At 73.6% G+C, this 24,493-nt stretch carries 19 protein-coding genes and 2 pseudogenes; 7 read left to right on the top strand and 14 right to left on the bottom strand.

The genetic code is table 11. The features are described 5' to 3' along the window. Positions 1–67: 67 nt before the first annotated feature. Positions 68–586, bottom strand: coding sequence for a helix-turn-helix transcriptional regulator (locus tag KSP35_RS00895; protein ID WP_216998373.1), 519 nt, complete (start codon positions 584–586; stop codon positions 68–70). A gap of 99 nt (positions 587–685) precedes the next feature. Between KSP35_RS00895 and gmd the strand changes: the two are divergent. From gmd to cofE, 3 genes and pseudogenes are all read left to right on the top strand, one after another. Beyond that, positions 686–1,652 (top strand): annotated as a pseudogene (gene gmd, locus KSP35_RS25400) (GDP-mannose 4,6-dehydratase). Positions 1,653–2,136: 484 nt separating this feature from the next. Then, positions 2,137–3,102, top strand: a complete 966-nt coding sequence (gene cofD, locus KSP35_RS00880; RefSeq protein ID WP_216998372.1) for a 2-phospho-L-lactate transferase — start codon at positions 2,137–2,139, stop codon at positions 3,100–3,102. Beyond that, complete coding sequence (gene cofE, locus KSP35_RS00875; protein WP_216998371.1) at positions 3,099–3,842, top strand: coenzyme F420-0:L-glutamate ligase; 744 nt, start codon at positions 3,099–3,101, stop codon at positions 3,840–3,842. The genes cofD and cofE overlap by 4 nt, the downstream gene beginning before the upstream one ends. 208 nt (positions 3,843–4,050) lie before the next feature. On the opposite strand, the gene KSP35_RS00870 is transcribed toward cofE, so the two are convergent. From KSP35_RS00870 to KSP35_RS00840, 7 genes are all read right to left on the bottom strand, one after another. After that, positions 4,051–4,263 (bottom strand): hypothetical protein, encoded by a 213-nt coding sequence (locus KSP35_RS00870; protein ID WP_216998370.1) that lies wholly within the window; start codon positions 4,261–4,263, stop codon positions 4,051–4,053. Positions 4,264–4,384: 121 nt separating this feature from the next. Further along, positions 4,385–5,341 (bottom strand): NAD-dependent epimerase/dehydratase family protein, encoded by a 957-nt coding sequence (locus KSP35_RS00865; RefSeq protein ID WP_216998369.1) that lies wholly within the window; start codon positions 5,339–5,341, stop codon positions 4,385–4,387. 3 nt (positions 5,342–5,344) lie between these two features. After that, on the bottom strand, positions 5,345–6,388 hold the full coding sequence (locus tag KSP35_RS00860) for a sugar phosphate nucleotidyltransferase (protein ID WP_216998368.1): 1,044 nt from the start codon (positions 6,386–6,388) through the stop codon (positions 5,345–5,347). Next, positions 6,385–7,092 (bottom strand): hypothetical protein, encoded by a 708-nt coding sequence (locus tag KSP35_RS00855; RefSeq protein WP_216998367.1) that lies wholly within the window; start codon positions 7,090–7,092, stop codon positions 6,385–6,387. Before KSP35_RS00855 ends, KSP35_RS00860 begins: the two co-directional genes overlap by 4 nt. 169 nt (positions 7,093–7,261) lie before the next feature. Continuing rightward, entirely contained in the window at positions 7,262–8,509 is a 1,248-nt protein-coding gene (locus KSP35_RS00850; RefSeq protein ID WP_216998366.1) for a glycosyltransferase family 4 protein, read from the bottom strand. After that, on the bottom strand, positions 8,506–9,699 hold the full coding sequence (locus KSP35_RS00845; protein ID WP_216998365.1) for a glycosyltransferase family 1 protein: 1,194 nt from the start codon (positions 9,697–9,699) through the stop codon (positions 8,506–8,508). The genes KSP35_RS00850 and KSP35_RS00845 overlap by 4 nt, the downstream gene beginning before the upstream one ends. Continuing rightward, positions 9,696–10,808 (bottom strand): glycosyltransferase family 1 protein, encoded by a 1,113-nt coding sequence (locus KSP35_RS00840; RefSeq protein WP_216998364.1) that lies wholly within the window; start codon positions 10,806–10,808, stop codon positions 9,696–9,698. Before KSP35_RS00840 ends, KSP35_RS00845 begins: the two co-directional genes overlap by 4 nt. 74 nt (positions 10,809–10,882) lie before the next feature. Between KSP35_RS00840 and KSP35_RS00835 the strand changes: the two genes are divergently transcribed. Together KSP35_RS00835 and KSP35_RS00830 are read left to right on the top strand one after the other, a co-directional pair. Continuing rightward, the gene (locus tag KSP35_RS00835) at positions 10,883–11,845 is read left to right on the top strand and encodes a GDP-L-fucose synthase (RefSeq protein ID WP_254126919.1); all 963 of its coding nucleotides are present in this window, start codon (positions 10,883–10,885) and stop codon (positions 11,843–11,845) included. 11 nt (positions 11,846–11,856) lie between these two features. After that, positions 11,857–13,170 carry a lipase family protein gene (locus KSP35_RS00830; protein WP_216998363.1) on the top strand — a complete coding sequence of 438 codons (1,314 nt, stop codon included), beginning with the start codon at positions 11,857–11,859 and terminating at the stop codon, positions 13,168–13,170. 9 nt (positions 13,171–13,179) lie between these two features. Here the strand turns inward: KSP35_RS00830 and KSP35_RS00825 are convergent, their stop codons facing one another. The 4 genes from KSP35_RS00825 to KSP35_RS00810 form a co-directional block, all read right to left on the bottom strand. Beyond that, positions 13,180–14,148 (bottom strand): UDP-glucuronic acid decarboxylase family protein, encoded by a 969-nt coding sequence (locus KSP35_RS00825; RefSeq protein ID WP_216998362.1) that lies wholly within the window; start codon positions 14,146–14,148, stop codon positions 13,180–13,182. Continuing rightward, positions 14,148–15,458 (bottom strand): UDP-glucose/GDP-mannose dehydrogenase family protein, encoded by a 1,311-nt coding sequence (locus tag KSP35_RS00820; protein WP_216998361.1) that lies wholly within the window; start codon positions 15,456–15,458, stop codon positions 14,148–14,150. Before KSP35_RS00820 ends, KSP35_RS00825 begins: the two co-directional genes overlap by 1 nt. A gap of 46 nt (positions 15,459–15,504) precedes the next feature. After that, positions 15,505–17,037 (bottom strand): LCP family protein, encoded by a 1,533-nt coding sequence (locus KSP35_RS00815; RefSeq protein WP_216998360.1) that lies wholly within the window; start codon positions 17,035–17,037, stop codon positions 15,505–15,507. 91 nt (positions 17,038–17,128) lie between these two features. Beyond that, a complete protein-coding gene (locus tag KSP35_RS00810) occupies positions 17,129–18,292 on the bottom strand; it encodes an acyl-CoA dehydrogenase family protein (protein WP_216998359.1) in 1,164 nt (387 codons plus the stop codon). An 84-nt stretch (positions 18,293–18,376) separates the two neighbouring features. Between KSP35_RS00810 and KSP35_RS00805 the strand changes: the two are divergent. After that, positions 18,377–19,544, top strand: a pseudogene (locus KSP35_RS00805) (anthranilate synthase component I family protein). Beyond that, a complete protein-coding gene (locus KSP35_RS00800; protein ID WP_216998357.1) occupies positions 19,541–20,392 on the top strand; it encodes an aminotransferase class IV in 852 nt (283 codons plus the stop codon). Before KSP35_RS00805 ends, KSP35_RS00800 begins: the two are co-directional and overlap by 4 nt. A gap of 1,099 nt (positions 20,393–21,491) precedes the next feature. On the opposite strand, the gene KSP35_RS00795 is transcribed toward KSP35_RS00800, so the two are convergent. Both KSP35_RS00795 and KSP35_RS00790 read right to left on the bottom strand, forming a co-directional pair. Then, positions 21,492–22,826 (bottom strand): Mur ligase family protein, encoded by a 1,335-nt coding sequence (locus KSP35_RS00795; RefSeq protein WP_216998356.1) that lies wholly within the window; start codon positions 22,824–22,826, stop codon positions 21,492–21,494. 10 nt (positions 22,827–22,836) lie between these two features. Then, on the bottom strand, positions 22,837–24,276 hold the full coding sequence (locus KSP35_RS00790; RefSeq protein WP_216998355.1) for a hypothetical protein: 1,440 nt from the start codon (positions 24,274–24,276) through the stop codon (positions 22,837–22,839). Positions 24,277–24,493 lie beyond the last annotated feature (217 nt).

Raw genomic sequence — 24,493 nt, 5'->3', positions numbered from 1 at the left:
CAAGGCGGACGCGGTGGCCCCGCCCCCACGGCCTGCTCACCCGGCCCCGGGAGGAGCCGGCGTGGCCTCAGCGGGCGGTGCGGCGGCGGTCGGCCACCACGCGGCGGGCCTCGGCCAGCAGGGCGGCGTCGGCGGGGTCGAGGACCCGGTCCGCCAGCTTGGCGAGGTCGGCCTCCCAGGTGGCCAGGACCTGCTCGGCGGCGCCCGCCGCGACGGGCGGGGCCGACGCTGCGCCTCCCCCGTCGAGCCACCACAGGTCGCGCTCGAGCAGGGCGAGCTGGTGCTCGACCTCGGTCCACCGGGTGACCACGAGCGGCAGCCGGTCGGACTTGGCCGTGGGGTACGACGTCCCCGCCACCAGGTCGTGGGGCTCCATGCGGAACAGGCCGGCGAGGATGGCGACGGTGCGCTCCGACGGGGTGTTCAGGTCGGTCTCGAGGTGGCTCACGGCCACCCGGGAGATGCCGAGGCGGTCGGCGAGCTGCTGCTGGGTCCAGCCGCGGTCGGCGCGCAGGACCGAGATGCGCTGGCCGAGCGAGCCGGGCCCGGGCGGACGGCCGGGCCAGGTGGGTTCCCACGTGTCCACGTCGGTGCCTCCTCTCGCGGCGCTCGGGATCGTGCCAACCCAGTTGACAGACGAACGGGCGGGCGGGCCGTACAACGGTAGCCATGACCAAGCGCGCTCATCACCGGCATCACCGGCCAGGACGGCTCCTACCTGGCCGAACTGCTGCTCTCCAAGGGCTACGAGGTGATCGGCATGGTCCGCCGCTCCTCGACGGTCAACTTCGAGCGCATCGCCCACATCCAGGACAAGGTCACCTTCGTCCCCGGCGACCTCCTCGACGAGGTCTCGATGATCCACATCCTCCAGGAGCACCGCCCGCAGGAGGTGTACAACCTCGCCGCCCAGAGCTTCGTGCAGACCAGCTTCAGCCAGCCGGTCCTCACCGGCGAGATCACCGGCCTCGGCGTGACCCGCATCCTCGACGCCATCCGGCTGGTCGACCCGGAGATCCGCTTCTACCAGGCCTCCAGCAGCGAGATGTTCGGCAAGGTGCAGGCCGTCCCGCAGGCCGAGGACACCCCGCTCTACCCCCGGTCGCCCTACGGCGTGGCGAAGGTCTACGGCCACTGGATGACCATCAACTACCGCGAGAGCTACGACCTGCACGCCAGCTCCGGCATCCTCTTCAACCACGAGTCGCCCCGCCGCGGCCTCGAAGTTCGTCACCCGCAAGATCTCCAACACGGTGGCCAAGATCAAGCTGGGCATGGCCGACGAGCTGCGCCTCGGCAACCTCGACGCCCAGCGGGACTGGGGCTTCGCCGGCGACTACGTCGACGCCATGTGGCGCATGCTCCAGCAGGACAGCCCCGACGACTACGTGATCTCCACCGGCGAGACCCACACCGTCCGGTCGTTCTGCGAGCTGGCCTTCGGCCGGGTGGACCTCGACTGGGAGCAGTACGTCAAGGTCGACGAGAAGTTCTTCCGCCCGGCCGAGGTCGACCTGCTCGTGGGCACCCACGAGAAGGCGACCGCCACGCTGGGCTGGAAGCCGTCGACGCCGTTCCCCGAGCTGGTCAACATGATGGTCGACGCCGACATCGCCCTGCTCAACGGCGACCTCAAGCACCTCTCGCACTGAGCTGCCGGGCGGCGACGCCCCGCTCGAAGGCTCGATGGCGCCGGCCCCGGTCGGCGCCATCGGCGCGCCGGGGCCGGCTCCGGCCGTGGCCTACTGCTCGCAGGCGATGTGGTCGCCGTCGCGGTCGCTGCCGGCGTTGGCGTCGTAGAGCGCCTTGTCCCACTTCGGGGCGTACTTGGCGTGCCCGCCGCCCGTGCGGACGTCGACGGCGCCGGGGATGCCGACGCCCCCCCTGGTACTTGGCGTGCATCGCCGTGCAGTTGGCGAACACCTCGGGCTTGCACCCGGTCAGCGCGACGACGGACAGCAGTGCACCCAGCGCGAGCGCGGGCATGGTCTTCTTCATCGGGTTCCCTCCCCTACGCCGGTCCCGACCGCTCCCCCTCGGAGCGCACCGGCGAGGTCACGATACGCATCGAGGTGCAAGGGGACCAGTCCCCGAGCGGTTGATCGGAGCGTTGGGGACCGCCGGTAGGGTCGCGACGTGGCTGGATCTTCCGACATCGTGGTCGTCTCGGGCGGGGTCGGGGCAGCCCGCATGCTGTCGGGCATCGTGCAGGTGGTGGACCCCGATCGGGTCACCGCGCTCGTCAACGTGGGCGACGACCTCGAGCTGCACGGGCTGCGCATCTCGCCCGACCTGGACACCATCACCTACACGCTGGCCGGCGAGATCAACCCCGAGACCGGGTGGGGCCTGCGCGGCGAGAGCTGGCAAGCCATGGACTCGGTGAAGCGCTACGGCGGCATCTCCTGGTTCGGCCTGGGCGACCGCGACCTCGGCACCCACCTGTACCGGACCCAGCGCGTCGCCGAGGGCGCCACGCTGTCGGAGGTCACGGCCGAGATCGTGGCGGCGTGGGGCCTGGACCTGCGCCTCCAGCCGGTCACCGACGACCGGCTGCGGACCATGGTGACCCTCGACGGCGAGGGCGACGAGGCCGGCCTCGAGGTGTCGTTCCAGGAGTACTTCGTGCAGCGCCAGCACGGCGTGCCGGTCCGCTCGGTCCGCTTCGACGGCGCCGCCTCGGCGTCGCCGGCGCCCGGGGTGCTCGACCTCCTGGGCCGGGCCGGGCGCATCGTCATCGCGCCGTCCAACCCCATCGTGTCGATCGACCCGGTGCTGGCGGTGCCCGGGGTGCGGGCCGCCGTGGAGGCCCGCCGTGACGACGTGGTGGCGGTGTCGCCGATCATCGCCGGCAGCGCCCTCAAGGGCCCCGCCGATCGCCTGCTGGTCGAGCTGGGCCACGAGGCGACGGTGCTGGGCATCGCCCGGCTCTACGCCCCGCTGGCGGCCACCCTGGTGATCGACGAGGCCGATGCCGCCCTGGCCGACCTGGTGGAGGCCGAGGGGCTGCGGGCGGTGGTGGCCCCGAGCGTGATGAAGACCCCCGAGCTGGCGGCGGGGTTGGCTCGCGTGGTGCTCGACGGGCGAGAGGACGAGGCGTGAGCGACGGGGGCCAGCCCGGGGTGCCGGGCAGCGAGCTGCGCATCTTCGGCGTGACGGGGATCGGCGAGATCCACCCGGGCGACGACCTGGCCGGGATCATCGCCGAGGCCGTGGCCGCCGGCCACGGCGGGCTGCAGGACGGCGACGTGCTGGTGGTGACGCAGAAGGTCGTCTCGAAGGCCGAGGGCATGCTGGTGGCCGTCGACCCGGACGACCCGCTGAGCCACAAGGTGCTGGTGGAGCAGGAGACCGTGCGGGTGCTGCGGCGCCGGGGGGACCTGGTGATCTCCGAGACCAAGCACGGCTTCGTGTGCGCCAACGCCGGCATCGACCTGTCGAACGTGGAGCGGGGCTTCGCCGCCCTGCTGCCCGAGGACAGCGACCGGTCGGCTCGCCGCATCCGCGACGGCATCCGGGCCCGGGCCGGCGTCGAGGTGGCCATCATCGTCAGCGACACCTTCGGCCGCACCTGGCGGCGAGGGCTCACCGACGTGGCCATCGGCTGCGCCGGCATCGGCGCCATCGTCGACTACCGCGGCACCACCGACACCGAGGGGCGGGAGCTGCACGTGACCGAGGTGGCCGTGGTCGACGAGCTCGCCGGCGCCGCGGACCTGGTCCTGGGCAAGGCGACCGGGCTGCCGGTGGCCGTCATCCGCGGGGTCGACCCGGGCTGGTTCCGGCGGGGCGAGGTGCACGCCGAGATCGTGCGCGACCCCGCCGAGGACCTCTTCCGCTGACCCGGTCGGCGCCCGTGGCGCGATTGGCGCCGATTCTGCGCAGAATCGGCGCCAATCGGCCCGCACCCCTCTGACCTGGGAGATCGCGGCACCTTCTGCCGCGCCGGCGGCGCGCAGGAAGCGGCGCGAGTCCCCGGACCCGCCGCCGGCCGACGGCCCGGCAGCCGGTCCCTCGGCCGGCGTCAGAACGACGACCGGAAGGACGCGCTCAGGCGGAGCGGCGGAGGTTCAGCTCGATGGCCCGGCGCAGGATGCGGGCCCGGGCCTCGGACCGGCGGGCCACGTGGCGCAGGCCGGCCTCGGCATCCCACAGCGCGTCCTCCGGCGAACCGGAGAGCTCGGCCCGGCAGAGGGCCTGGCGCAGCTCCGCGAGGTCGGCGAGCAGCACGTCGATCTCGTCGATGGAGTCACGGAGGGGCACGAGAGGCATCGTAGGCCCGCCACGCTTGCACCAGCAAGCACTATGCGTACTCCTGCACGCGACCTTCACCGGTCGTTCACCTGGGTGACCGACGCCGCGGCTGCCACCCGGCGGAGCGCGTTCAGCTGGCCGGGCGGTTCCGGAAGAAGTCGAGCACGGCGGCCGAGCCGGTGGCGAGGTCGGTCCAGGGCTTCCACCCCAGCTGGATGCCGGCCCGGCCGGCGTCGAGCGACGACCGCGGGACCTCGCCGCCTCGCGCCGGGGCCAGCTCGGCGGAGCGGTCGACGCCGGCCACCCGGGCCATCGTGCCGTACAGGTCGTTGACCGAGGTCTCGACGCCGGTGCCGATGTTGATCACCAGGCCGCCGCCCTTGTCGGCCGCCGCTCGCACGAAGGCGTCGACGACGTCGTCGACGAAGACGTAGTCCCGGGTCTGCTCGCCGTCACCGAAGATCTTGCAGGGCTCCCCGGACAGCAGCTTGCCGGCGAAGATCGCCACCACGCCCGCCTCGCCGTGGGGGTCCTGGCGGGGCCCGTAGACGTTGGCCAGGGCCAGCGCGGTGTAGTCGAGCCCGTGCAGCGTGCGGTAGGTGAAGAGGTAGTCCCCCACCACCTTCTTGGCCACGCCGTAGGGCGAGATGGGCTGCTGCGGGTACGACTCCTTGACCGGGAGGGCGTCGCCGCTCGGCTCGCCGTAGATGGTGCCGCCGCTGGAGGCGAACACGACCTTGCGGCTGCCCGCCCGCCGGGCTCCCTCCAGCACGTTGAGGCTCCCGATCACGTTGATCATGGCGTCGAGGACCGGATCGGCCACCGAGGTCCGCACGTCGATCTGGGCCGCCAGGTGGAAGACCACCTCGGGCTGGCGGCGCTCGATGAGCTCGGCGACCGCGGCGTCGCGGACGTCGAGGCGGTGGAGCTGGAAGGTGTGGTCGGGGTTCGACCGGGCCTCGGCCAGGTTGGCCATGGAGCCCGACGACAGGTCGTCGATCACGTCGACCTCGTGGCCCTCGGCCAACAGGCGGTCGACCAGGGTCGAGCCGATGAAGCCGGCACCGCCGGTGACGAGCGCACGCACGGCTCAGGCCCCTTCGGTGGTGTCGGAGGGTGACAGCTCGAGGTGCTCGCCCACGCCCACCGAGCCGCCCGAGACCCGCAGGTCCGGACCGACCACGGCGTCGTCGCCGAGGACCGCCAGGTCGTCGACCCGGGCCCCGGCACCGACGACGGACCGCCGCCCGAGGATGGCCCGCTCGACCACGGCCCCGGCGCCGACCTTGGCGCCGGGCATCACGATCGAGCCGCGGACCGCAGCACCGGCACCGATCTCGACGCCCTCGCCGATGACCGACCGGGCCACCACAGCGTCGGGGGCGATGGTGGCGGAGGGGTGGATGCCCTGGGCCCGCTCGCCGCGCACGCCGCGCAGCAGGTCCATCTGCGACTGCAGGTACTTGGGCGGGGTGCCGGTGTCGATCCAGTAGGTGTCGCCCGGCGTGGCGTAGAGCACGCCGTCGGCGACCATGGCGGGGAAGACCTCCCGCTCGATGGACACCTTGCGCCCGTCGGCGATGCGGTCGAGGACCGAGGCCTCCAGCACGTAGGTGCCGGCGTTGATGAGGTCGGTGGGGGCCTCGTCTCGCGGGGGCTTCTCCACGAAGGCGATGACCTTGCCGTCGGCTTCGGTGGGGACGACGCCGAAGGCCGACGGGTCGTCGACCTTGTGGAGGGCGATGGTGCCCTCGCCGTGGTGCTCGTCGTGGAAGCGCACCAGGGCGCCGATGTCGAGGTCGGTGAGCACGTCGCCGTTGACGACCACGAAGCGGTCGGCGATGCCGGCGTGGCGGGCGGCGAAGCGGATGGCGCCGGCGGTGTCGAGCGGCTCCGGCTCGATGGCGTAGTGCAGCTTCACCCCGGCGCAGAGGCCTTCGGGGTAGGCGTCGGCGAAGGCGTCGGGCCGGTAGCCCATGGAGAGCACGGCCTCGTTGATGCCGTGGCTGGCCAGGTGCTCGAGCACGTGCTCGATCATCGGCTTGTGCAGGATCGGCAGCATCTGCTTCGGCGTCGTCAGCGTGAGCGGCCGGAGGCGGGTGCCGAAGCCGCCGACCAGGACGACGGCCTTCACCCGCCGCTCCCCGTGGTGGTGGCGGTGCTGTCACCGGTGGTGGCCGGGACGGTCTCGCTCGACGGGATGGTCTGGCTGGTGGCGCCGCTGCTGCAGGAGGCCGGCGGGTTCTCGCCGTCGCACGCGCCCAGCTCCTTGATCTGCTCGGAGCTCGAGGGCGGCGGGATGTCCTTGGTGCCCTTGGGCTCGAAGGCCAGGGTGTAGGCGGCGTAGTTCTCGGTGAAGCGGATCTTGCCGAAGTCCGACGTGTAGATCTTGGTGGGCTTGGCGGTGGCCGAGCCGACGGCCTGCTTCCAGTAGGCCACGACGACCTCGCCCGGCTTGCCGCCGCACGTGGTCTCGCCCTCCTTGTAGACCTTGCCGTCCTGGGTGGTGAAGCCGTCGTCGGTGACGGTGATGCCCACCTGGTCGAAGAAGCGCTGCATGGTGGCGTTCTTGCCCGAGGACCGGGTGGCGAACGGGTGGATGTGGATGAGGTCGTCACCGTGGGTGTGGATGCCGAGGGTGTCCTGGGCGCCGTCCTGCACCGGGGCCTGCTGCTTGCCGCACACGTTGACGTCGAACGCGGCGTGCCAGTGGTCGTAGGGCTCACCGGCCGCCAGCTGGGCCCGAGGCTTGGTGTCGTTGCTGTTGCCGCCGCCGTTCTGGTTGCGGGCGAACACCACGATGCCGATGCCGAGCGCCACGACCGCGACGATCGCCACGGGGAACAGCCAGTTCGCCTGCTTCTTCGCGCTGGACCCGGTGCCGCTCTTGGCCGCGACGCGCGACCTTCTTGGCCGATGAAGACGATGCCATGGCGGGCCACGCTACTTGCCGGAGCTCCCTCCCCCCGAGTCAGCCCACCGGGCGACCGGCAGACCAGGCGAGCGCTCAACGGCCGCTGCGGAGCTCCTCGAAGAGCGCGTCGTAGGCCTCGGCCACCGCGGCCGGCGAGGCCCAGCGCTCCACGAACCGGCGGCCGGCGGCGCCCATCGCCGTCGCCTCGGCGGGCGCCTGGACCAGCCGCTCGATGGCCTTGGTGAACGCCTCGGCGTCGTCCGGCGGCACCGCCAGGCCGGCCCCGGCCTGCTCGACGGTGCGGGCCACCTCGGTGCCCCGGTCGACCGAGGCGACCACCGGCCGGCCAGCGGCGAGGATGGTGTAGAGCTTCGACGGCACGCTGGAGCGGGCCAGCCCGGTGCGCAGCGGCACCACGTGGAGGTCGGCCGCGGCAGCCACCTCCGGCAGCCGGGCCTTGGGCTGCATGCCCACGAAGCGCACGTTGTCCATGCCGGCGGCCGCCTGCTGGAGCCCGGCGAGCGCCGATCCCCCGCCGTTGACGACGAACACGACCTGGGGGTCGTGAGCGAGGTGGGTGGCGGCGGCGAGCACCAGGTCGAGCGACTGCGACAGGCCGACGTTCCCGGCGTACATCACGACGGTCTTGCCCTCGAGGCCGTGCTCGCGCCGATAGGCGTTCTCGCGCTCGCCGGGGCGGATCCAGTCGGTGTCGATGAAGTTCGGGATGACCCGGACCTTGTCGGCGTGCCCCGCCGTCCCCCGCCGTCCGGCGATCTTGGCGGCGACGTTGTCCTTGAGGTCCTCGGAGAGGACGGTGACGGCATCGGCCCGGAGGTAGGTCTCGCGCTCGACGAACGACGCCGCGGCGATGACCTTGGGGTTGGTGAGCGCCCCCAGCTCGACGGCCACGTCGGGGAAGACGTCCTGGATGTTGAAGACGAACGGGACCCGGTGGGCCCGGGCGGCGGCCCAGCCGGCTGCGCCCAGCGTCAGCGGCGGCGACATGGCCAACACCACGTCGGGCCGGCTGCGCGAGACGAGGCCCGCCAGCCCGGTCAGGGCGGTGAAGCCGGCGAAGCCGAGGGCCCGCGCCGGGATGTTGCGCTTGTCGGTGGGGAACGGGTGGACCCGGGTGATGCGTCCCCACTCGGTGTCGTCGTGGCGCACGGCCCGGCCGCCCCAGCCCGGCTCGATGGCGTGGTGCTGGTACCAGGGCAGGGAGGTGACCACGTGGAGCCGGTGGCCCCGGGCCACCAGCTGCTCGGCGATCTGGGTCATGACCTCGCCGGTGGGCGCCAGGTCGGGCGCGAAGTGCGGGCACAGGACGAGCAGGTTCATGGCGCTCCATCTTCGCTCGCGACGAGCGCAGCGCGGTACCCGGCCTCCAGCGCGGTGGCGGCCCGATCCCAGGTGAACGTGGCGGCTCGGGCCCGGCCGGCCGCCCGCAGGCGCTCGGACTCGACGGGGTCGTCCAGCACCCCCGCCAGCGCCTCGGCCCAGGCGTCGACGGCGCCGGGCGGGACCAGCAGCCCGCCGTCGCCCACCACCCAGGGCAGTGCGGTGGCATCGGCGGCAACGAGCGGCGCGCCCGCGGCCATCGCCTCCAGCGCCGGCGCGCCGAAGCCCTCGAACCGGCTCGGCACCGCGACGGCGGCGGCCAGGGCGTAGAGGGCGTCCAGGTCGCTCCACTGGACGCGACCGGTGCGGCGGATCTGGTCGCCGATGCCGGCGTGGCGGATGGCGCCGACGACCTCGCCCTCGCTGGGGCCGGCACCTCCGGTGAGCACCAGGGTGAGGTCGGGCCGGTCGGCGGCGAGGCGGGCGAAGGCGCGGACCAGCGTGAGGTGGTCCTTGTGCGGATAGGTGATCGCCGGGTACAGCACGGCGCGCTCGCCCAGCCGGTAGCGCTGGCGGACCTCGTCCTGCGTCGCGTCGGGCACCACTGGCGACGGCTCCACCCCGTGGGGCACGGTGCGCACCCGGCCCTCGGGCACCCCCAGCAGGTCGACCACGGACTGCGACGCCGGCTCGCTCGGGGTCAGCACCACGCGGGCCCGGCGAGCGGAGCGGGGCAGCATCGTGCCGAGCCATCGCCGCTTGACCGACGAGAAGTTCTCGGCCATCACCAGGGGTTGCAGGTCGTGGATGGTGAGCACCGCCGGGATGCGGGCCACGCCGGGACCGGGCGGGATGACCCCACCGGCGTGGTGGAGCAGGTCGAGGTTGCGGTGGGCGGCCTCGCGCGCCAGCCACGTGGCCTCGGCCGCCACCCGCTCGGGCTTGCGGCGACCGTCGAGCCGGCTGGTGACGGTGGGGAACGCCGCCACCAGGTCCGGGTGGGCCTCGGCGAAGGGGGCCAGGGCGAACAGGGTGAGGTGCAGGTCCGACGGGGCCCGCTCGGCGAACGCCCGCAGCAGCCGGGTGGTGTACTCCTCGCTCCCGCCGACCACGCCGGGGACCAGCCACAGCAGGTTCACGCCGATCCGGGTGGTGCGGCCCGGGCCGGTGGCGCCGGTGGGCCCGCTCACGGGGCGGCCTCGGCGTAGGCCGCAGCGGTGAGCTCGGCGGTTCGCTCCCAGGTGTAGGTGGCCGCCCGCTTCCGGCCCCGGTCCCGCAGGTCCTCGGCCAGCTCGGCATCGTCGAGGAGGCGGACCAGGGCGTCTCGGACCGCGCCGTGGTCGGTGGGCTCCACGAGCAGCGCGCCGTCGCCCGCCACCTCGGCGGTGGACGTGGTCGAAGACGTCACCACCGGCGCGCCGTGGGCCATGGCCTCGAGCACCGGCAGGCCGAAGCCCTCCCGGAGGCTCGGGTAGCAGAACGCCGCGGCGCCGGCGTAGAGGGCAGGGAGCTCGTCGGCCGGCACGAAGCCCAGCCGGTGCACCGCCACGTCGGTTCCCGAGAGCGGCGCCAAGCGGGCCTTCAGGTCCTCGTTCCAGCCATCGGGGCCCACCAGCACGAGGTCGACGCCGCGGCCGGCGAGGCCGGCCATGGCCCCGGCGACGGCAGCCAGGTTCTTGCGGGGCTCGACGGTGCCGACGAAGAGCACGTACGGGCGCGACAGGCCGCGCCGCGAGCGCAGGGCCGCCACGTCGGTCTCGCCGACCTCTCGCGCCACCACGCCGTAGGGCACCAGGCGGATGACGTCGGGGTCGAACCCCGCGTCGCGGCACTCCGCCGCCGTCGCCTCCGACGGCACCAGGACCAGGCGGGCGTGGCGACGGGCCAGCTCCGTGCCCCGCCGGAAGAAGCGGTTGCCGTGGCGGGTGGCCTGGCTGGCGTCGGCGAGGAACGCGAGGTCGTTGATGGTCATGACCAGCGGGGCCTCGCAGGGCGGCACGGCGATGGCGGTGGCGTGGACCACGTCGACCGGCCCGGTGGCCCGCTCGACCTTCGGCCACCGCAGCCCGTGCCAGGACTCGTAGAGCGCCAGGCGGGGCAGCGGCAGGTGGCGCACCTCGATGGGCGGTCGGAAGGCGGCCGGTGCCGGCCCGGCGTGGCGGGCGGCGACGCCGACGAGCTCCAGGTCCGAGCGATCGGCCAGCGCGGCGAGGGTGCCGAGCGTGGCCGTGGCGGTCCCCCCGGGCACCCGGTGCCAGCACTGCTCGACGGTGACGGCCACGCGGCGCCTGCGATCCACCCCCAGAGTCTGGCCGGTCGCCACCGGCGCACCCGGCACCGGGCGGGTTGCGGCGGGTCGGTACGATCACCTGCATGACGGACTTCTGGACCGACCGCCGCGTGCTGGTGACAGGCGGCAGCGGCTTCGTGGGACGAGCGGTGGTCGCCCAGCTCGAGGCGGCCGGGGCCGGGGCGATCATCGTCCCCCGCAGCGCCGAGTCCGACCTCACCGACCGGGGCGCCACCGCCGAGCTGTTCGCCACCACCCGCCCGGACCTGGTCATCCACCTCGCCGCCAAGGTCGGGGGCATCGGCTACAACCAGGTCCACCCCGCCGAGCTCTACATCGACAACCTGCTGATGGGCACCTACGTCCTCGAGGAGGCCCGGGCCCACGACGTCGCCAAGACGGTGATGATCGGCACGGTCTGCTCGTACCCGAAGGAGCCGCCGGTCCCGTTCCGCGAGGAGTCGTTGTGGGGCGGCTACCCGGAGGAGACCAACGCGCCGTACGGCATCGCCAAGCTGGCCCAGCTGGTGCACGCCCAGACCGCCCGCGAGCAGTACGGCCAGGACGTCATCTACCTCGTCCCCACCAACCTCTACGGCCCCGGCGACAAGTTCCACCCGGCGGTGAGCCACGTGCTCCCGGCGCTGGTGAAGAAGTGCGTCGACGCCGTCGAGGCCGGCGCCGACCACATCGAGCTGTGGGGCACGGGCTCGGCCAGCCGTGAGTTCCTCTACGTCGACGACGCGGCCCGGGGCATCGTGCTGGCCGCCGAGCACTACGACGACGGTGACCCGGTCAACCTCGGCAGCGACCAGGAGATGCCCATCGTCGAGCTGGTCGGCCACGTGGCGGAGGCCACCGGCTTCACCGGTGAGCTGCGGTGGGACCCGTCGAAGCCCGACGGCCAGCCCCGCCGCCGCGCCGACAACAGCCGGGCCCGCGAGCGGTTCGGCTTCGTCGCCTCCACCGACTTCGCCGACGGCCTGAAGGCCACCGTCGAGTGGTTCCTCGCCAACCGCGCCGAAGCCGAGGAGCGCGACCGCTAGACCTGCAGGTGATGCTCCCCGACACCCCCGGTCACCTGCGCCTCGCCCATCCGTCCCGCCGATCCCGCCCGGTCCGGGCTGCCGCCGGCCTCGCCGTCGCCTTCGCCCTGGTGGTCGCCGGCTGCTCCGGCAGCAGCTCCGACGCCGGCTCCGACGGCACCTCGACGACAACCAGCACGGCCCCGTCGTCGTCCTCGACCGGCCGGTCGACCACGTCGACCACCGCCCCGGCCGCGCTCGAGCCGTTCACCGGCAGCGACTTCTACGCCCCGCCCGATCCCCTGCCGACGGGCGATCACGGCACGCTGGTGCGCTACCAGCCGGTCACGCCCACCGTCGTCGCCGGCGCCGACACCTACCGGATCATGTACCTGTCGGAGTCGCTCGAGGGCGACGCCATCGCCGTGACCGGCACGGTGCTCGTCCCGAAGGCGGCAGCGCCCGAGGGGGGCCGCCCGCTGCTGGCGGTCGCCCACGGCACGTCGGGGATCGCCGACGAGTGCGCCCCGTCCAAGGCGCCTGCAGGCGAGCTCGACCTGATGGCCGACCAGGTCGAGGCGGGCTGGCTGATCGCGGCGACCGACTACGAGGGCCTCGGCACCCCCGGTCGCCACCCCTACCTGGTGGGCCCCAGCGAGGGCCGCGGCACCCTCGACGCCATCGTCGCGGCCGGGGCCCTGCCCGCCGCCGACCCAGGGTCGCGCCTGGCCATCGCCGGCTACTCCCAGGGCGGCCACGGCGCCCTGTGGGCCGGCCAGCTGGCGAAGTCCTGGACGCCCGACCTGGAGCTGGTGGGCACCTTCGCCGGGGCGCCGGCCACCGAGATGGGCCTGATCCTGGCGGGCGCCCCCGACGGCTTCAAGCTCATGATGATCGCCGGCTACGCCGCTGCGTACCCGCAGGCCGACCCGTCTCTGTACCTGACCCCGAAGGGCGTCGGCCTGCTCGACGCGGTCGACAAGGGCTGCACGCGGGACGTGTTCCGGGCCGTCGGGGGCATCCCCGACGCCGAGCTCCTGCGGGCCGACCGGGCCAAGGCCGGCCCGTGGACCACCCTGCCCCGGGAGAACGACCCCGGCCGGGCCAAGGTCGACGACCCGATCCTCATCATCCACAGCGACCAGGACGACACCGTGCCCGTGGCGCTGAGCGGGCGGCTGTTCGACCGCATGTGCGGGCTCGGGCAGGTGGTCGAGCGTCGCGTGCTGGTCGGCGGCGGCACCCACGTGGGGGCGGCCCCGGAGGCGTTCAAGCAGGGGCTGGCGTGGCTGGAGCAGCGCTTCGAGGGCTCCGCCGAGGCCCGCTCGACCTGCCCCGGCCGCTGACGGCCGGGCTCAGGCCTGGTCGGCAGCGGCGGCGGCCGCCTGGTCGGCGAGGGCCTGGGCGAAGTAGGCCGCGGTCTTCTCGATGCCGGCGCGCAGGTCGACCTCGGGCTGCCAGCCGAGCTTCTCGACGGCGCGGGTGATGTCGGGCTTGCGCTGCATGGGGTCGTCGACGGGCAGCGGCCGGAACACGATCTCCGACGACGAGCCGGTCACGTCGATGACCGCCTCGGCCAGCTCCAGGATCGTGTACTCGTGCGGGTTGCCGATGTTGGTGGGCCCGACGACGTCGGAGTCCAGCAGGGCCAGGAAGCCGCGGACCTCGTCGTCGACGTAGCAGAAGCTGCGCGTCTGGGTGCCGTCGCCGAAGACGGTGATGGGCTCGCCCCGCAGCGCCTGCACGATGAAGTTGCTCACCGAGCGGCCGTCGTCGACGCGCATCTGGGGCCCGTAGGTGTTGAAGATGCGCACGATGCGGACGTCGAGCCCGTGGTGGCGGTGGTACGCCATGGTCATGGCCTCGGCGAAGCGCTTGGCCTCGTCGTAGACGCCCCGGGGACCGATGGGGTTGACGTTGCCCCAGTAGCTCTCGGGCTGCGGGTGGACCTGCGGGTCGCCGTAGACCTCGCTGGTGGAGGCCAGGAAGAAGCGGGCGCCCTTGGCCTTGGCCAAGCCGAGTGCGTTGTGGGTGCCGAGGCTGCCGACCTTCAGGATCTGGATCGGGATGCGCTCGAAGTCGATGGGCGACGCGGGGCTGGCGAAGTGCAGCACGGCGTCGACGTCGCCGGGCACCCAGACGTAGGTGCTGACGTCGTGCTCGACGAAGGCGAAGCCCCGGCGGCCGAACAGGTCGGCGATGTTCGAGAGCGAGCCGGTGATCAGGTTGTCGAGGCAGACGACCTCGTCGCCGCGGTCGAGCAGCCGGTGGCAGATGTGCGACCCCAGGAAGCCGGCCCCGCCGGTGACGACGACCCGTCCCATCAGGAGCGCCCGATGCCCTCGTAGGTGAAGCCCCGGGCCTTCAGGTCGTCCCGGTCGAGCAGGTTGCGGGCGTCGACCACGTTCTTGGCGCCGATGACCTCGGCGAGCCGGCCGAGGTCGACCTCGGCGAACTCGGGCCACTCGGTGAGCACCGCCAGGACGTCGGCGCCGGTGGCCGCTTCGAGCGGATCGGCCACCAGCTCGATGCCGGCCAGGCGGGCATCGGAGGGGTCCTGGTCGGACGGGTCGTAGGCCCGGATGGTGGCGCCCTGCTCGCGGAGCCGGGCGATGATGTTGAGCGCCGGGGAGTCGCGCAGGTCGTCGGTGAGGGCCTTGAAGGTGACGCCCCAGACGGCGACGGTCTTGCCCTCGAGCGAGCCGCCCGCCAGGCGGCTGACCTTGTTGGCCACCCGACCGAACTGCTCCTCGTTGACGGCCACCACGGCCCGCAGGAGGCCGAAGGTGTAGCCGGCGTTCTCGGCGATCCGCACCAGCGCGTGGGAGTCCTTGGGGAAGCAGCTGCCGCCCCAACCCGGGCCGGGGTTGAGGAAGGCGCTGCCGATGCGCGTGTCGAAGCCCATGCCCTCGACCACGTCGGCGACATCCGCGCCCACGGCCTCGCACACCGCGGCGATGGCGTTGACGAAGCTGATCTTGGTGGCGAGGAAGGCGTTCGAGGCGTACTTGATGGTCTCGGCCGAGGCGGGGTCGGTGACCAGCGTGGGGGCCTCGAGCTTGGCGTAGAGGTCGCCGACCCGCTTGGCGGCGCCCTCGTCACGGCCGCCGATGACCACGCGGTCGGGGTGCAGGAAGTCCTGGACCGCGGTGCCCTCCCGGAGGAACTCCGGGTTCGACACCACGTGCACGTCCGGGCGGCCCAGGGCCTTCTCGACCTCGCCGACCGAGCCCACGGGCACGGTCGACTTGTTGATGACCACGGCGTCGGCCAGCACGTGCGGGCCGATCTCGGCCGCCGCGCTCTGGATGTAGGACAGGTCGGCGGCGCCGTCGGCGCCCTGCGGGGTGGGCAGGCACAGGTAGACGAACTCGGCCTCGGTGACGGCGTTCTTGGCGCCCATCACGAACGACAGCCGGCCGGCGGCGATGCCCTCGGCCACCAGCTCGTCGAGCCCGGCCTCGAGGATCGGGACCTCGCCCTTGCTGAGCGAGTCGACCTTGGCCTGCACGACGTCGGCGCAGACGACGGTGTGGCCGAGGTGGGCCAGGCAGGCGCCGGTGGTGAGCCCCACGTAGCCGGTCCCGATGATCGCGATCTTGCTTCCCACTGCTGCTTCCCCGGTCTCGGTCATGTGGCGTACGAGCGTAGTGCCGAGCCCCTCGGGGCCCCGCGATCGGTCAGCCGCAGGACTCGCCGTCGGGCGGGGTGCCCGGCAGGTAGCCGACGGGGCCGCCCTCGTCGTCCTGGGTGCGATCGACCGTGGTGGTCGTGGCGCCGGTGCCCGGCGTGGTGGTCGACGTGGTCGTGGAGGTGGTCGAGGTGGTCGACGTCGTGGAGGTCGTGGTGGTGGCGATCTCGTCGGCCGGGCGGGGCGAGTCGGCCACCGACAGGAAGTCCGGGCCGGTCACGACGGTGATCTCGTCGGCGTCGGCGACCGGCACCAGGGTGGGGTCGGCCACCAGGTAGCGGGCGACGAGCATGGCCTCGCCCTCCTGGCCGGGCGCGTAGCGCACCTCGGTGCGCAGGACGTCGGTGTCAGGAGCCGGGGCGACGGTCTGGAAGCCGCGGGCGGCGAGCGCGGCGGTGGTGTCGGCTCCCTGGTTGAGCTTGCGGGTGCCGTTGATGACGGCGACGTTGACGCTCGACGGCTCGATGTCGGACCCGTCGGTGGCACCGGTACCGCGGTAGGCGGCCAGGATCGGCTCGGCCTTGGGGGTGACCAGGTCGAGCACGTCGGCGCCGCCCCGGACCGCGTCGACCACCGGGAGGGTGTCGGTGGCCAGCGTGTCGGGGTCGTAGTTCTTGAACGTCTTGCCCAGGTTGATGAGGTCCTGGCCGGTGGTGAACGGGTCCAGGGTGATGTTCTTGGTGCCGGTGTTCACCATGCGGGCGAGCGTGGCGGGGTTCTTGGCCCCGCGCTCGATGGCTCTGCGGATCACGCGCTGCACGAAGTCCTGCTGGCGCTCGATGCGGCCGAGGTCGGAGGTCGGGTCGCCGACCCAGCGGCCGTTGGCGTTCTGGTACTGCAGGTGGCGGCTGCGCGCGTAGGCCAGCGCCTGGTCCTTGTCGAGCAGGACGCAGCCGGCGTTCGGCTGGTTCAGGCCCGAGCGGCCGTCGCGCACCGGGTTCGACAGGTACACGTTCACGCCGCCGATCTGCTGGACCAGGCTCTTGAAGCCGGCGAAGTCGACCTGCACGTAGTGGTTGATGCTGATGTCGAAGTTGGTCTTCAGGGTCTTTATCAGCAGCGCCGCCCCGCTGTCCGCGCCGTACTGGATGGCGGAGTTGATGCGGTTCTTGCCGTGGCCGGGGATGTCGACCCAGAGGTCCCGGGGGAACGAGAGGATGCGGGCCTTGGTCTCGCCGGGGTCGATGCGGACGACCATGATCGTGTCGGACCGGAGGCCGCCGGCGGCCTCGGAGCCGGAGTCGCGGCCGTCGCGGACGGGGTCGTCGGCGGACAGGCCCTCGTCGGAGTCGACGCCGACGATGAGGAAGTTCTGCGGGGCGCCCGGCGGGAGGTTCTCCGCCGTCTCGATGTCGCTCGACTTGATCTCGTACTGGCGGTGGATCTGCGAGACGGACCGCTTGGCGTAGGCCACGGCGCCGGCACCCACGAGCGCCACGACGATGCACGCCACGTTGAACGAGATGAGCAGTCGTTGGGGCCAGGTTCGCCGCAGCCGACCGCCGGCGGAGCGTGCGGACATGGCGGGTGAGCGTACCAGCGCGCCTCGGCACCACCCAGGCGGGGCGATTGGCGCCGATTCTGCGCAGAATCGGTGCCAATCGCGCCCCGGGCTACATCGGGAGGCCGAGCCCTCGGGCGATGATCATCCGCTGGACCTCGGAGGTGCCCTCACCGATCTCGAGGATCTTCGCGTCGCGGTAGTGGCGGGCCACGGGGGTCTCGTCGATGAACCCGTAGCCGCCGAAGATCTGCGTGGCCTCCCGGGTGGCGGTGACCGCCGCCTCGGTGGCGTAGAGCTTCGCCATGGCCGCCTCCTGCTTGAAGGGGCGGCCGACGTCCTTCAGCCACGCAGCGTGGTAGGTGAGGTTCCGTGCCTGCTCGGCCATGACCGCCAGGTCGGCGCACTTGAAGGCCACCGCCTGGTACGACCCGATCGGCTTGCCGAAGGCATTGCGGTCCTTGGCGTACTGGACGCTCTGCTCCAGGCAGGCCTGGATCACGCCCACCGCCAGGGCGGCGATGGCCACCCGTCCGTCGTCGAGGATCGCCAGGAAGTTGGCGAACCCGCGGCCGCGCTCGCCGAGCAGGTGGTCCGACGGGACCCGGCAGTCGGTGAAGGTCAGGCCGTGGGTGTCCGAGGCGTGCCAGCCCATCTTCCGGTAGGGCGGCTGGACCTCGAAGCCCGGGGTCCCGGCCGGCACGATGATCGTCGAGATCTCCGGCTTGCCGGCGCTCCCGGGCGCATCGGTGCGCGCCGTGACCGTGACGATCGACGTGATGTCGGTCCCGGAGTTGGTGATGAACGCCTTCTCGCCGTTGAGCACCCACTCGCCGGTGGCGTCGTCGAACGCCGCCCGGGTGCGGGTCCCGCCGGCATCGCTGCCGGCCTCGGGCTCGGTGAGGCCGAAGCCGCCGAGCGTCCGGCCGGCGCACAGGTCGGGCAGCCAGGTCTGCTTCTGCTCCTCGGTGCCGAACTGGAAGATGGGGTTGGCTCCGAGGCCCACGCCGGCCTCGAGGGTGATGGCGACCGACTGGTCCACCCGTGCGAGCTCTTCGATGGCCACGCAGAAGGTGGTGAAGTCCGATCCCGAGCCGCCGTACTCCTCGGGGAACGGGAGCCCGAACAGCCCCAGCTCGCCCATGGCCAGGATCACGTCGGTGGGGAAGGTGTGGTCGCGATCCCACGCCTCGGCGTGGGGGGCGACGGCGGTCTCGGCGAAGTCGCGGACCACCTTCCGGAACTGCTCGGTCTCGTCGCTGAAGTCGAAGTCCATCGGGGGCGACTGTACCTGTGGGTCCCCTCCAGGACCGAGAGGCGGCCGGGCCTCGGAGGCGGGCCAGGGTCCTACGCTCGGCCGGTGGCCGCCGCATCCCCTGCTCCCCCGCTCGCCGTCGTCGGCGACCGGTTGCTCACGGGCTTGCGCGACGTCACCGACGACCTCACCGCCCTCGACGGCCGCGGCCTCTGGGCCGTGGTGCTGCCGTTCACGGGCCCGCCCGTCTGTGCCCGGTTCGAGCGGGCCCAGCCGGCGCGCCCCCTGGCGCGGCAGGCCGTGGGTGGGCGTGCCGGCCGGTGCGTGGCGATCCTCGCTCGACCGAGCCGGCTTCGAGCGGGGCGTGGAGGCCGTCCGCGCCGCCATCGGGCGTGGCGACGTCTACCAGGTCAACCTCACCCGGGTGCTGGCCGCGCCACTCCCCCAGGGCGCCGACGTGGCAGCGCTCGGAGCGGCGCTGGCCGACGGCAACCCGGCACCCTTCTCCGCCGTCGTCCGCCTCCCCGCGCAGGGCATCCACGTGGCGTCGGCCTCCCCCGAGCGGTTCCTCGAACGATCGGGCGATCGGGTCTGGTCCTCGCCGATCAAGGGGACGGCCGCCGACGCCTCGTCGTTCCTGGCCAAGGACCGCGCCGAGAACGTGATGATCGTCGACCTCGTGCGCAACGACCTGGGCCGGGTCTGCGAGTGGGGGTCGGTCGACGTGCCGGCGCTGTGCGCGGTCGAAGAGCACCCCGGCCTCGCCCACCTGGTCTCGACCGTCGAGGGCCGGCTGCGACCTGGGCTCGGGTGGGCCGACGCGATCGCCGCCACCTTCCCGCCCGGCTCGGTGACCGGTGCGCCGAAGCTGGCGGCCCTCGAGCAGGTGGCCGCCCTCGAGCCCGCCGCACGCGAGGTCTACTGCGGGGCGGTGGGCTGGGTCGACGCCGACCGGGGCGTCGGTTCCCTCAACGTCGCCATCCGCACCTTCTGGTTCACGGAGGACGAGATCCGCTTCGGCACGGGCGGCGGGATCACCTGGGACTCCGACCCCGGCGGCGAGTGGGCCGAGACCGAGCTCAAGGCGCGCCGGCTCCTGCAGGTGGTGGCCAACGGGCGCCTCGACCCCCTGCCTGCCGCCGTGGCCGAGGCCGTGGGCGTGGCTGCGGACGGCCGGGCCCGGGCCCGGCCACCCGACGGCTCGGCGACCGAAGCAGTCCGCAGGTCGGTCGCCGACCGAGGCACCGCCGCCGGTCAGGATGGTCGGCCATGAGCACCTGGGTCTGGACCGACGGAGCGGTGGCGCCCGCTGCCGATGCGCGCATCGGGGCCACCGATCGCGGCGTGCTGCTGGGCGACGGGGTGTACGAGACGTGCAAGGTCGTCGACGGCGCTCCGTTCGCCCTCACTCGGCACCTGGCCCGGCTCCGGCGGAGCGCGGCGCTGATCGGGATCGCGCTGCCATGGGGCGACAGCCTCATCCGCTCGGCGTGCGCGAAGGCGGTGGGTGCCGCGCTCATCGACCCGCTCGGCGATGGCGCCGTGGGCCGGCTCCGCATCACCGTCACCGGCGGTGCCGGGCCGCTGGGGCCGGACCGAGGAGGCCAGGAGCCGACCCTGATCGTGGCCGCCGGGCCCAGCCGGACCTGGGAGCCGACCACCGACGTGATCACGGTCGGTTGGGCGATCAACGAGCGCAGCCCGAGCGTCGGCGCCAAGACCACCTCGTACCTCGACAGCCTGTTGGCGCTGGCCGAGGCGCACCGGGCCGGCGCCGACGAGGCCGTCCTGGCCAACACGGCGGGGATCCTGTGCGAGGGCACCGGGTCGAACGTCTTCCTGGTGGTCGACGGCGTGCTGTGCACCCCCTCGCTGGCCTCGGGCTGCCTGCCGGGGGTCACGCGCGCCCTCGTCTGCGAGGCCGTCGAGGTCGTGGAGCGGGACGACCTCACGCTCGACGACCTCCGGGCCGCTCCCGAGGCGTTCCTCACGTCGTCGACCCGCGACGTGCACCCCGTCGCCCGCGTGGACGGACGGGTCCTGCACGCCGTCCCCGGTCCCCGCACCACGGCGGCGGCAACGGCGTTCGCCGCCATCGCTGCTCGCACGATCGACCCCTGAACCGACAGGACGGCTCTGGGCTCTCACCTGCTCGGCCTCCCAGGCCCAGCCGCTGAAGGGCGGATCGGGTGGGCGGTCCTGGAAGCCGGGGTGGCCCCGCCAGCGAGCCGGGTCGGCGGCAAGGCCCTGGTCCACCAACGGGTCGTCGACGTTCGGGCCGGGAGGCCAGCGATGCCCCGGATCGACCGCGTAGGTGCCGCGGGAGACGCGGATGGCACGACCGGAGCGCACCTCGTAGCCGAGGGCGTCCGCCAGGACCTTGGTGGCGTAGGGGCGATCGATCAGGTAGCCGTAGTGGTGCAGGTAGGCGTGGATGGCCGGCAGCTCGAGGATGCCGTGTCGGCGGAGGATGGCCAGCGCCGTGGCCCGCAGGTCGTGGCCGAAGACGGGTCGGGCGCCGGCCGGGATGGGTGGGAGCGGCGGCCGGCCCACGGCGGGCGGGCGGCGACCCTTGCGGTCCGGGACCACGGGCCAGAGGCGTTCGCGCAGCTCGTCGGTGGTGGCGAGGGCGGCGAGGCGGCGTTCGGTGAGCACGGCGAGCTCGGCATCGATGCTGGCGACCGATGCCAGGCACTCGTCGCGCTGGGTCTGCAGCTCGATGCGGGTCTTGGCGGGCAGCCGGGCGAGCCAGCGGTTGGGTCCGAGGCTGCGGCCGTAGACCCGGCCGGTGGTGGTCCGGTTGCGTGGATCACGGGGGTTCTGGGGGTTGCGGGGGTGCTCTCGGCGGAACACGGCGGCCTCGGTGCGGGTGCGGGTGCGGAGGGAGGACGGAGGGCCGCTCGTTGGGCGGGCCGAGCGCCGAACGGAGCGAGCTCGGCATGGCGCCAATGGTGCCGAGGGGGTGTGACAGGTCCTGCGGGTCCGGCGGTCTACGTGGTGCCCCGATCCCGTTCCACCCCCGCCCGCACCAAGGTCGCGCTCGTCGCGATTGGCGTCGATTCTGCGCAGAATCGGCGCCAATCCGCTCGGCTCCGTGTGGGGCGAGGGTCTGCGTCGCAGGTCGCCCGACCCCGGTCCGGCCCCCGTCGCCGTGGCTCGATCGCAGGCCCGGGTGGCCGATCGGCGATCCGCTGGTCGACCAGTCGAGCGTTTGGCGGCCTCAGCCGCCGGGGCGAGCCGCCGCAGCGCAGGCGGCACGGAACGCCGCCGAGCGCGTCTCCCAGTTGCCCTCGCCGGGCACCGTCGGCGCCGCGGGCGAGAACAGCAGCGCGCCGCCCCCGCCCTCGCCTCCGCCGCCCGGCTCGCCGCCGATCGAGCCGGCCCGCTCCAAGAGGGCCAGCCCCGCGCCGACCGCTTCGGCAACACCGCCGACCGTCGCACCCACCTCGATGCCGCAGCGCTCGGCCAGCGCCGCCCCGTTCTCCGGCACCACCACCGCCCGGAGCAGGCCCGCCGGCCACCGCCCGGCCTCGTCGGCCAACGGCGCCGGGTCGACCCCCCGATCTGCCCCGCCCAGGACCACGATCGTCGGTCGACCCTCCTCGCGCAGCCACCGCAGCCCGGCCGCCGTCGCCGACGGGTTGGACGCCAGCGCGTCGTCGAAGCAGCGCACGCCGGGCGGCCCGTCGCAGCGGTCGAGCCGCCCCGGCAAGCTGCGGCCCGCCGCCACCACGATCGCCTCGTCGGACAGCGCCGGCCCCCCGACCGCCGCGAGCGCCGCTGCCGCGAGCGCCGCGTTCTGCACCCGGTGCGACGGCACACCCGCCCCGCCCGAAGGGCTTGGCACCACCTGCACGCCCACCACCCCCAGCGCCGCCACCGCCTCGGCCGCTCGACCCCCGTCTTCGGGCAGCAGGACCAGGCCCGCCGTCCCTGCCTCGTTCTGCAGGAGCCGCAGCTTGTCGGCCACGTAGGCCTCGACCCCGCCGTGCCAGGAGAGGTGGTCCTCGGACAAGAACGTGAGCACCGCCACGTCCGGCACGTGGTGCAGGTCAGCGGCCTGGTAGCTGGAGACCTCGAGCACGATGAGCGGTGCGCCGTGGTCCCAGTCGTCGGAGAACACCGGCACCCCGAGGTTGCCAGCCAACCCGACCCGCAGCCCGGCCTCCGCCGCCAACGACCCCAAGAGGTCCGTCACCGTCGACTTGCCCTTGGTCCCGGTGATGCCGACCACCGTCCGGCCACCACCATGGGTGCCCAGCCACAGGTCGAGCGGGGTCGTCATCCTCGCCCCACGGCCGAGCGCCGCCACCAGCGCAGCCTGGTAGCGGGGGAAGCCCGGCGAGCGGACCAGCACCTCGGCAGACGCGGCCGCCTCCTCCAGCGAGCGGACCGCGAGCCCTTCGGCCGCGGCCGCGGCCAGCCCGACCGCGCCGGATTCGACCGCCACGAGCTCGGCCGGCCCCGCCGCCCGGATGGCCGGGACGGCCGCCCGCACGTCGGCTCCCAGACCGAGGAGCGCGACCCGTCGGCCGCTCAGCTCGTCGATGCGCACGGCAGCCGGTTCAGCGCGCGGCCGCGGCCAGGCCGGGCACCGCAGCGAGGTCGGGCGCCAGCCCGGCGATCGCCGGCCGGTACTCGGCGGGCAGCAGCTCGACATCCGGCTCCGACAGCACCAGGAACTCGACCGGATCGACCCCTGCCGCCGCCAGCAGCCCCGCCGCCTCGTCGGCCAGGGCCGCCACGACGGCCTGGTGGCTCCACCCGGCAGTGCGCGCCAGCAGCACCACCGCCGCCGCCGTCTCCAACCGCTCCCCTACGCAGTCGAACGGCTTCTCGGCCGACCAGAGCTCGCGGGTGGGCTCGACGTGGGCGACCTCGTCGAGCAGCGCCCGCCCGTACTGCGCCTCGATGGCCTCGGGCGTCGACGACGGCGCCACCATCAGCGAGGTGAACAGGCACTTGGCGCACTCGCCGCACGCCCGTTGCTCCTTGCTCGACGTGTTCTCGTTCCACACCGTGAAGACCCGGTTGCACGACACGATGTCCGGCGCCAGGCCCCGTCGAGCCACCCCGGCGCCGATCGCCAGCTCCGTGAGCGGCCGCAGCAGCGACAGGTAGCGCACGCCGGTCGGCTCGAACACGGCGCGCAGCAGGAGCTCCGCCTCGTAGCTCTTGGAGAACTGGTGGTTCACCGGCGTGCCGTCCGGCGTGACCAGGCTGGGCTCGTCGGCCGAGCGCTCGATGCCCATCAGCACGTCCCGGCGGCCGAGGCCGATGGCGGCGAGCACCGAGATGGCCGACGTGATGGCGGTGACCGGGACGTGCCCGTTCGGTGCACCCGCAGCGTTGAGCTCCCGCAGCCGGGGATCGAGCCGCCGGCGGGCGGCCACCAGCGGACGGCCCAGCGCCTGGGCCAGGTGCTCGTGAGCCCCGACCGGGTTGACCGCGAAGAGCTGGCCGTCGGGCACGAGCGCCGCCACCAGCGCCGAGTCCTTGCCCCCGCCGATCGGCACCAGCGCGCCGTCCAGCCCCGAGGCCGCACCACCGCCCGCCCGACCCGGACCACTCGCACCGGCGCCCACTCCGGCACCCACACCGGCACCGCCACCCGCATCGGCAGGAGCCTCGCCGTCGGGCGCCCGGTCGGTCCCCGGACCGGCGACGAGCTCGACCGGCAGCGGCACGGCGATCCCGTTGCGGTAGGCGAACTCCCGCAGCCCGTCGTCGTAGAGGCGCCGCACCAGCGCCGCCTCGGCGGGGCTGAGGTCGGGCACGTGCAGCGGCGTCGGCGCCACCAACTTGTAGTACGACACACCGGCCACCAGGTGCAGCGCCCGGACGGCCCGGCGCACGGCGTCGGAGTCGGGCAGGTCGAACGGCAGCTCGACCTCCTCCACCAGCTCGAGCGCAGAGGCCCCGGCGCCCAGCACGTACGGCAGCCGGACGGTGCCGCCGTGGACCGACGGCTCCCCGAACGCGAAGGGGCCAGATGGAGCAGACATCACCCGACCACCCTACCGGCGTGCCCGACGCCGCCCGCCGGACCCGACCGCCCGGAGGGCCGCCCGGCAACCGCCCGAGGGCCGACCCACGAACCGCACCACGGCCCCTCGCGAGGCGCCCGCACCACGGCCCGCACCGCAGCCCGCGCCGCCGCCCGCACGGCGGTCTCGCACGGTGCGCGTCGGTGTCCGCACGCGCCGGGCCGGGCAGGCGAAC

Origin of the sequence: Aquihabitans sp. G128 (assembly GCF_019048865.1) — a bacterium.
Lineage (GTDB): Bacteria > Actinomycetota > Acidimicrobiia > Acidimicrobiales > Iamiaceae > Aquihabitans.
Note: the sequence above shows the minus strand (reverse complement) of the source record. Positions and strands in the feature narration are given on the sequence as shown.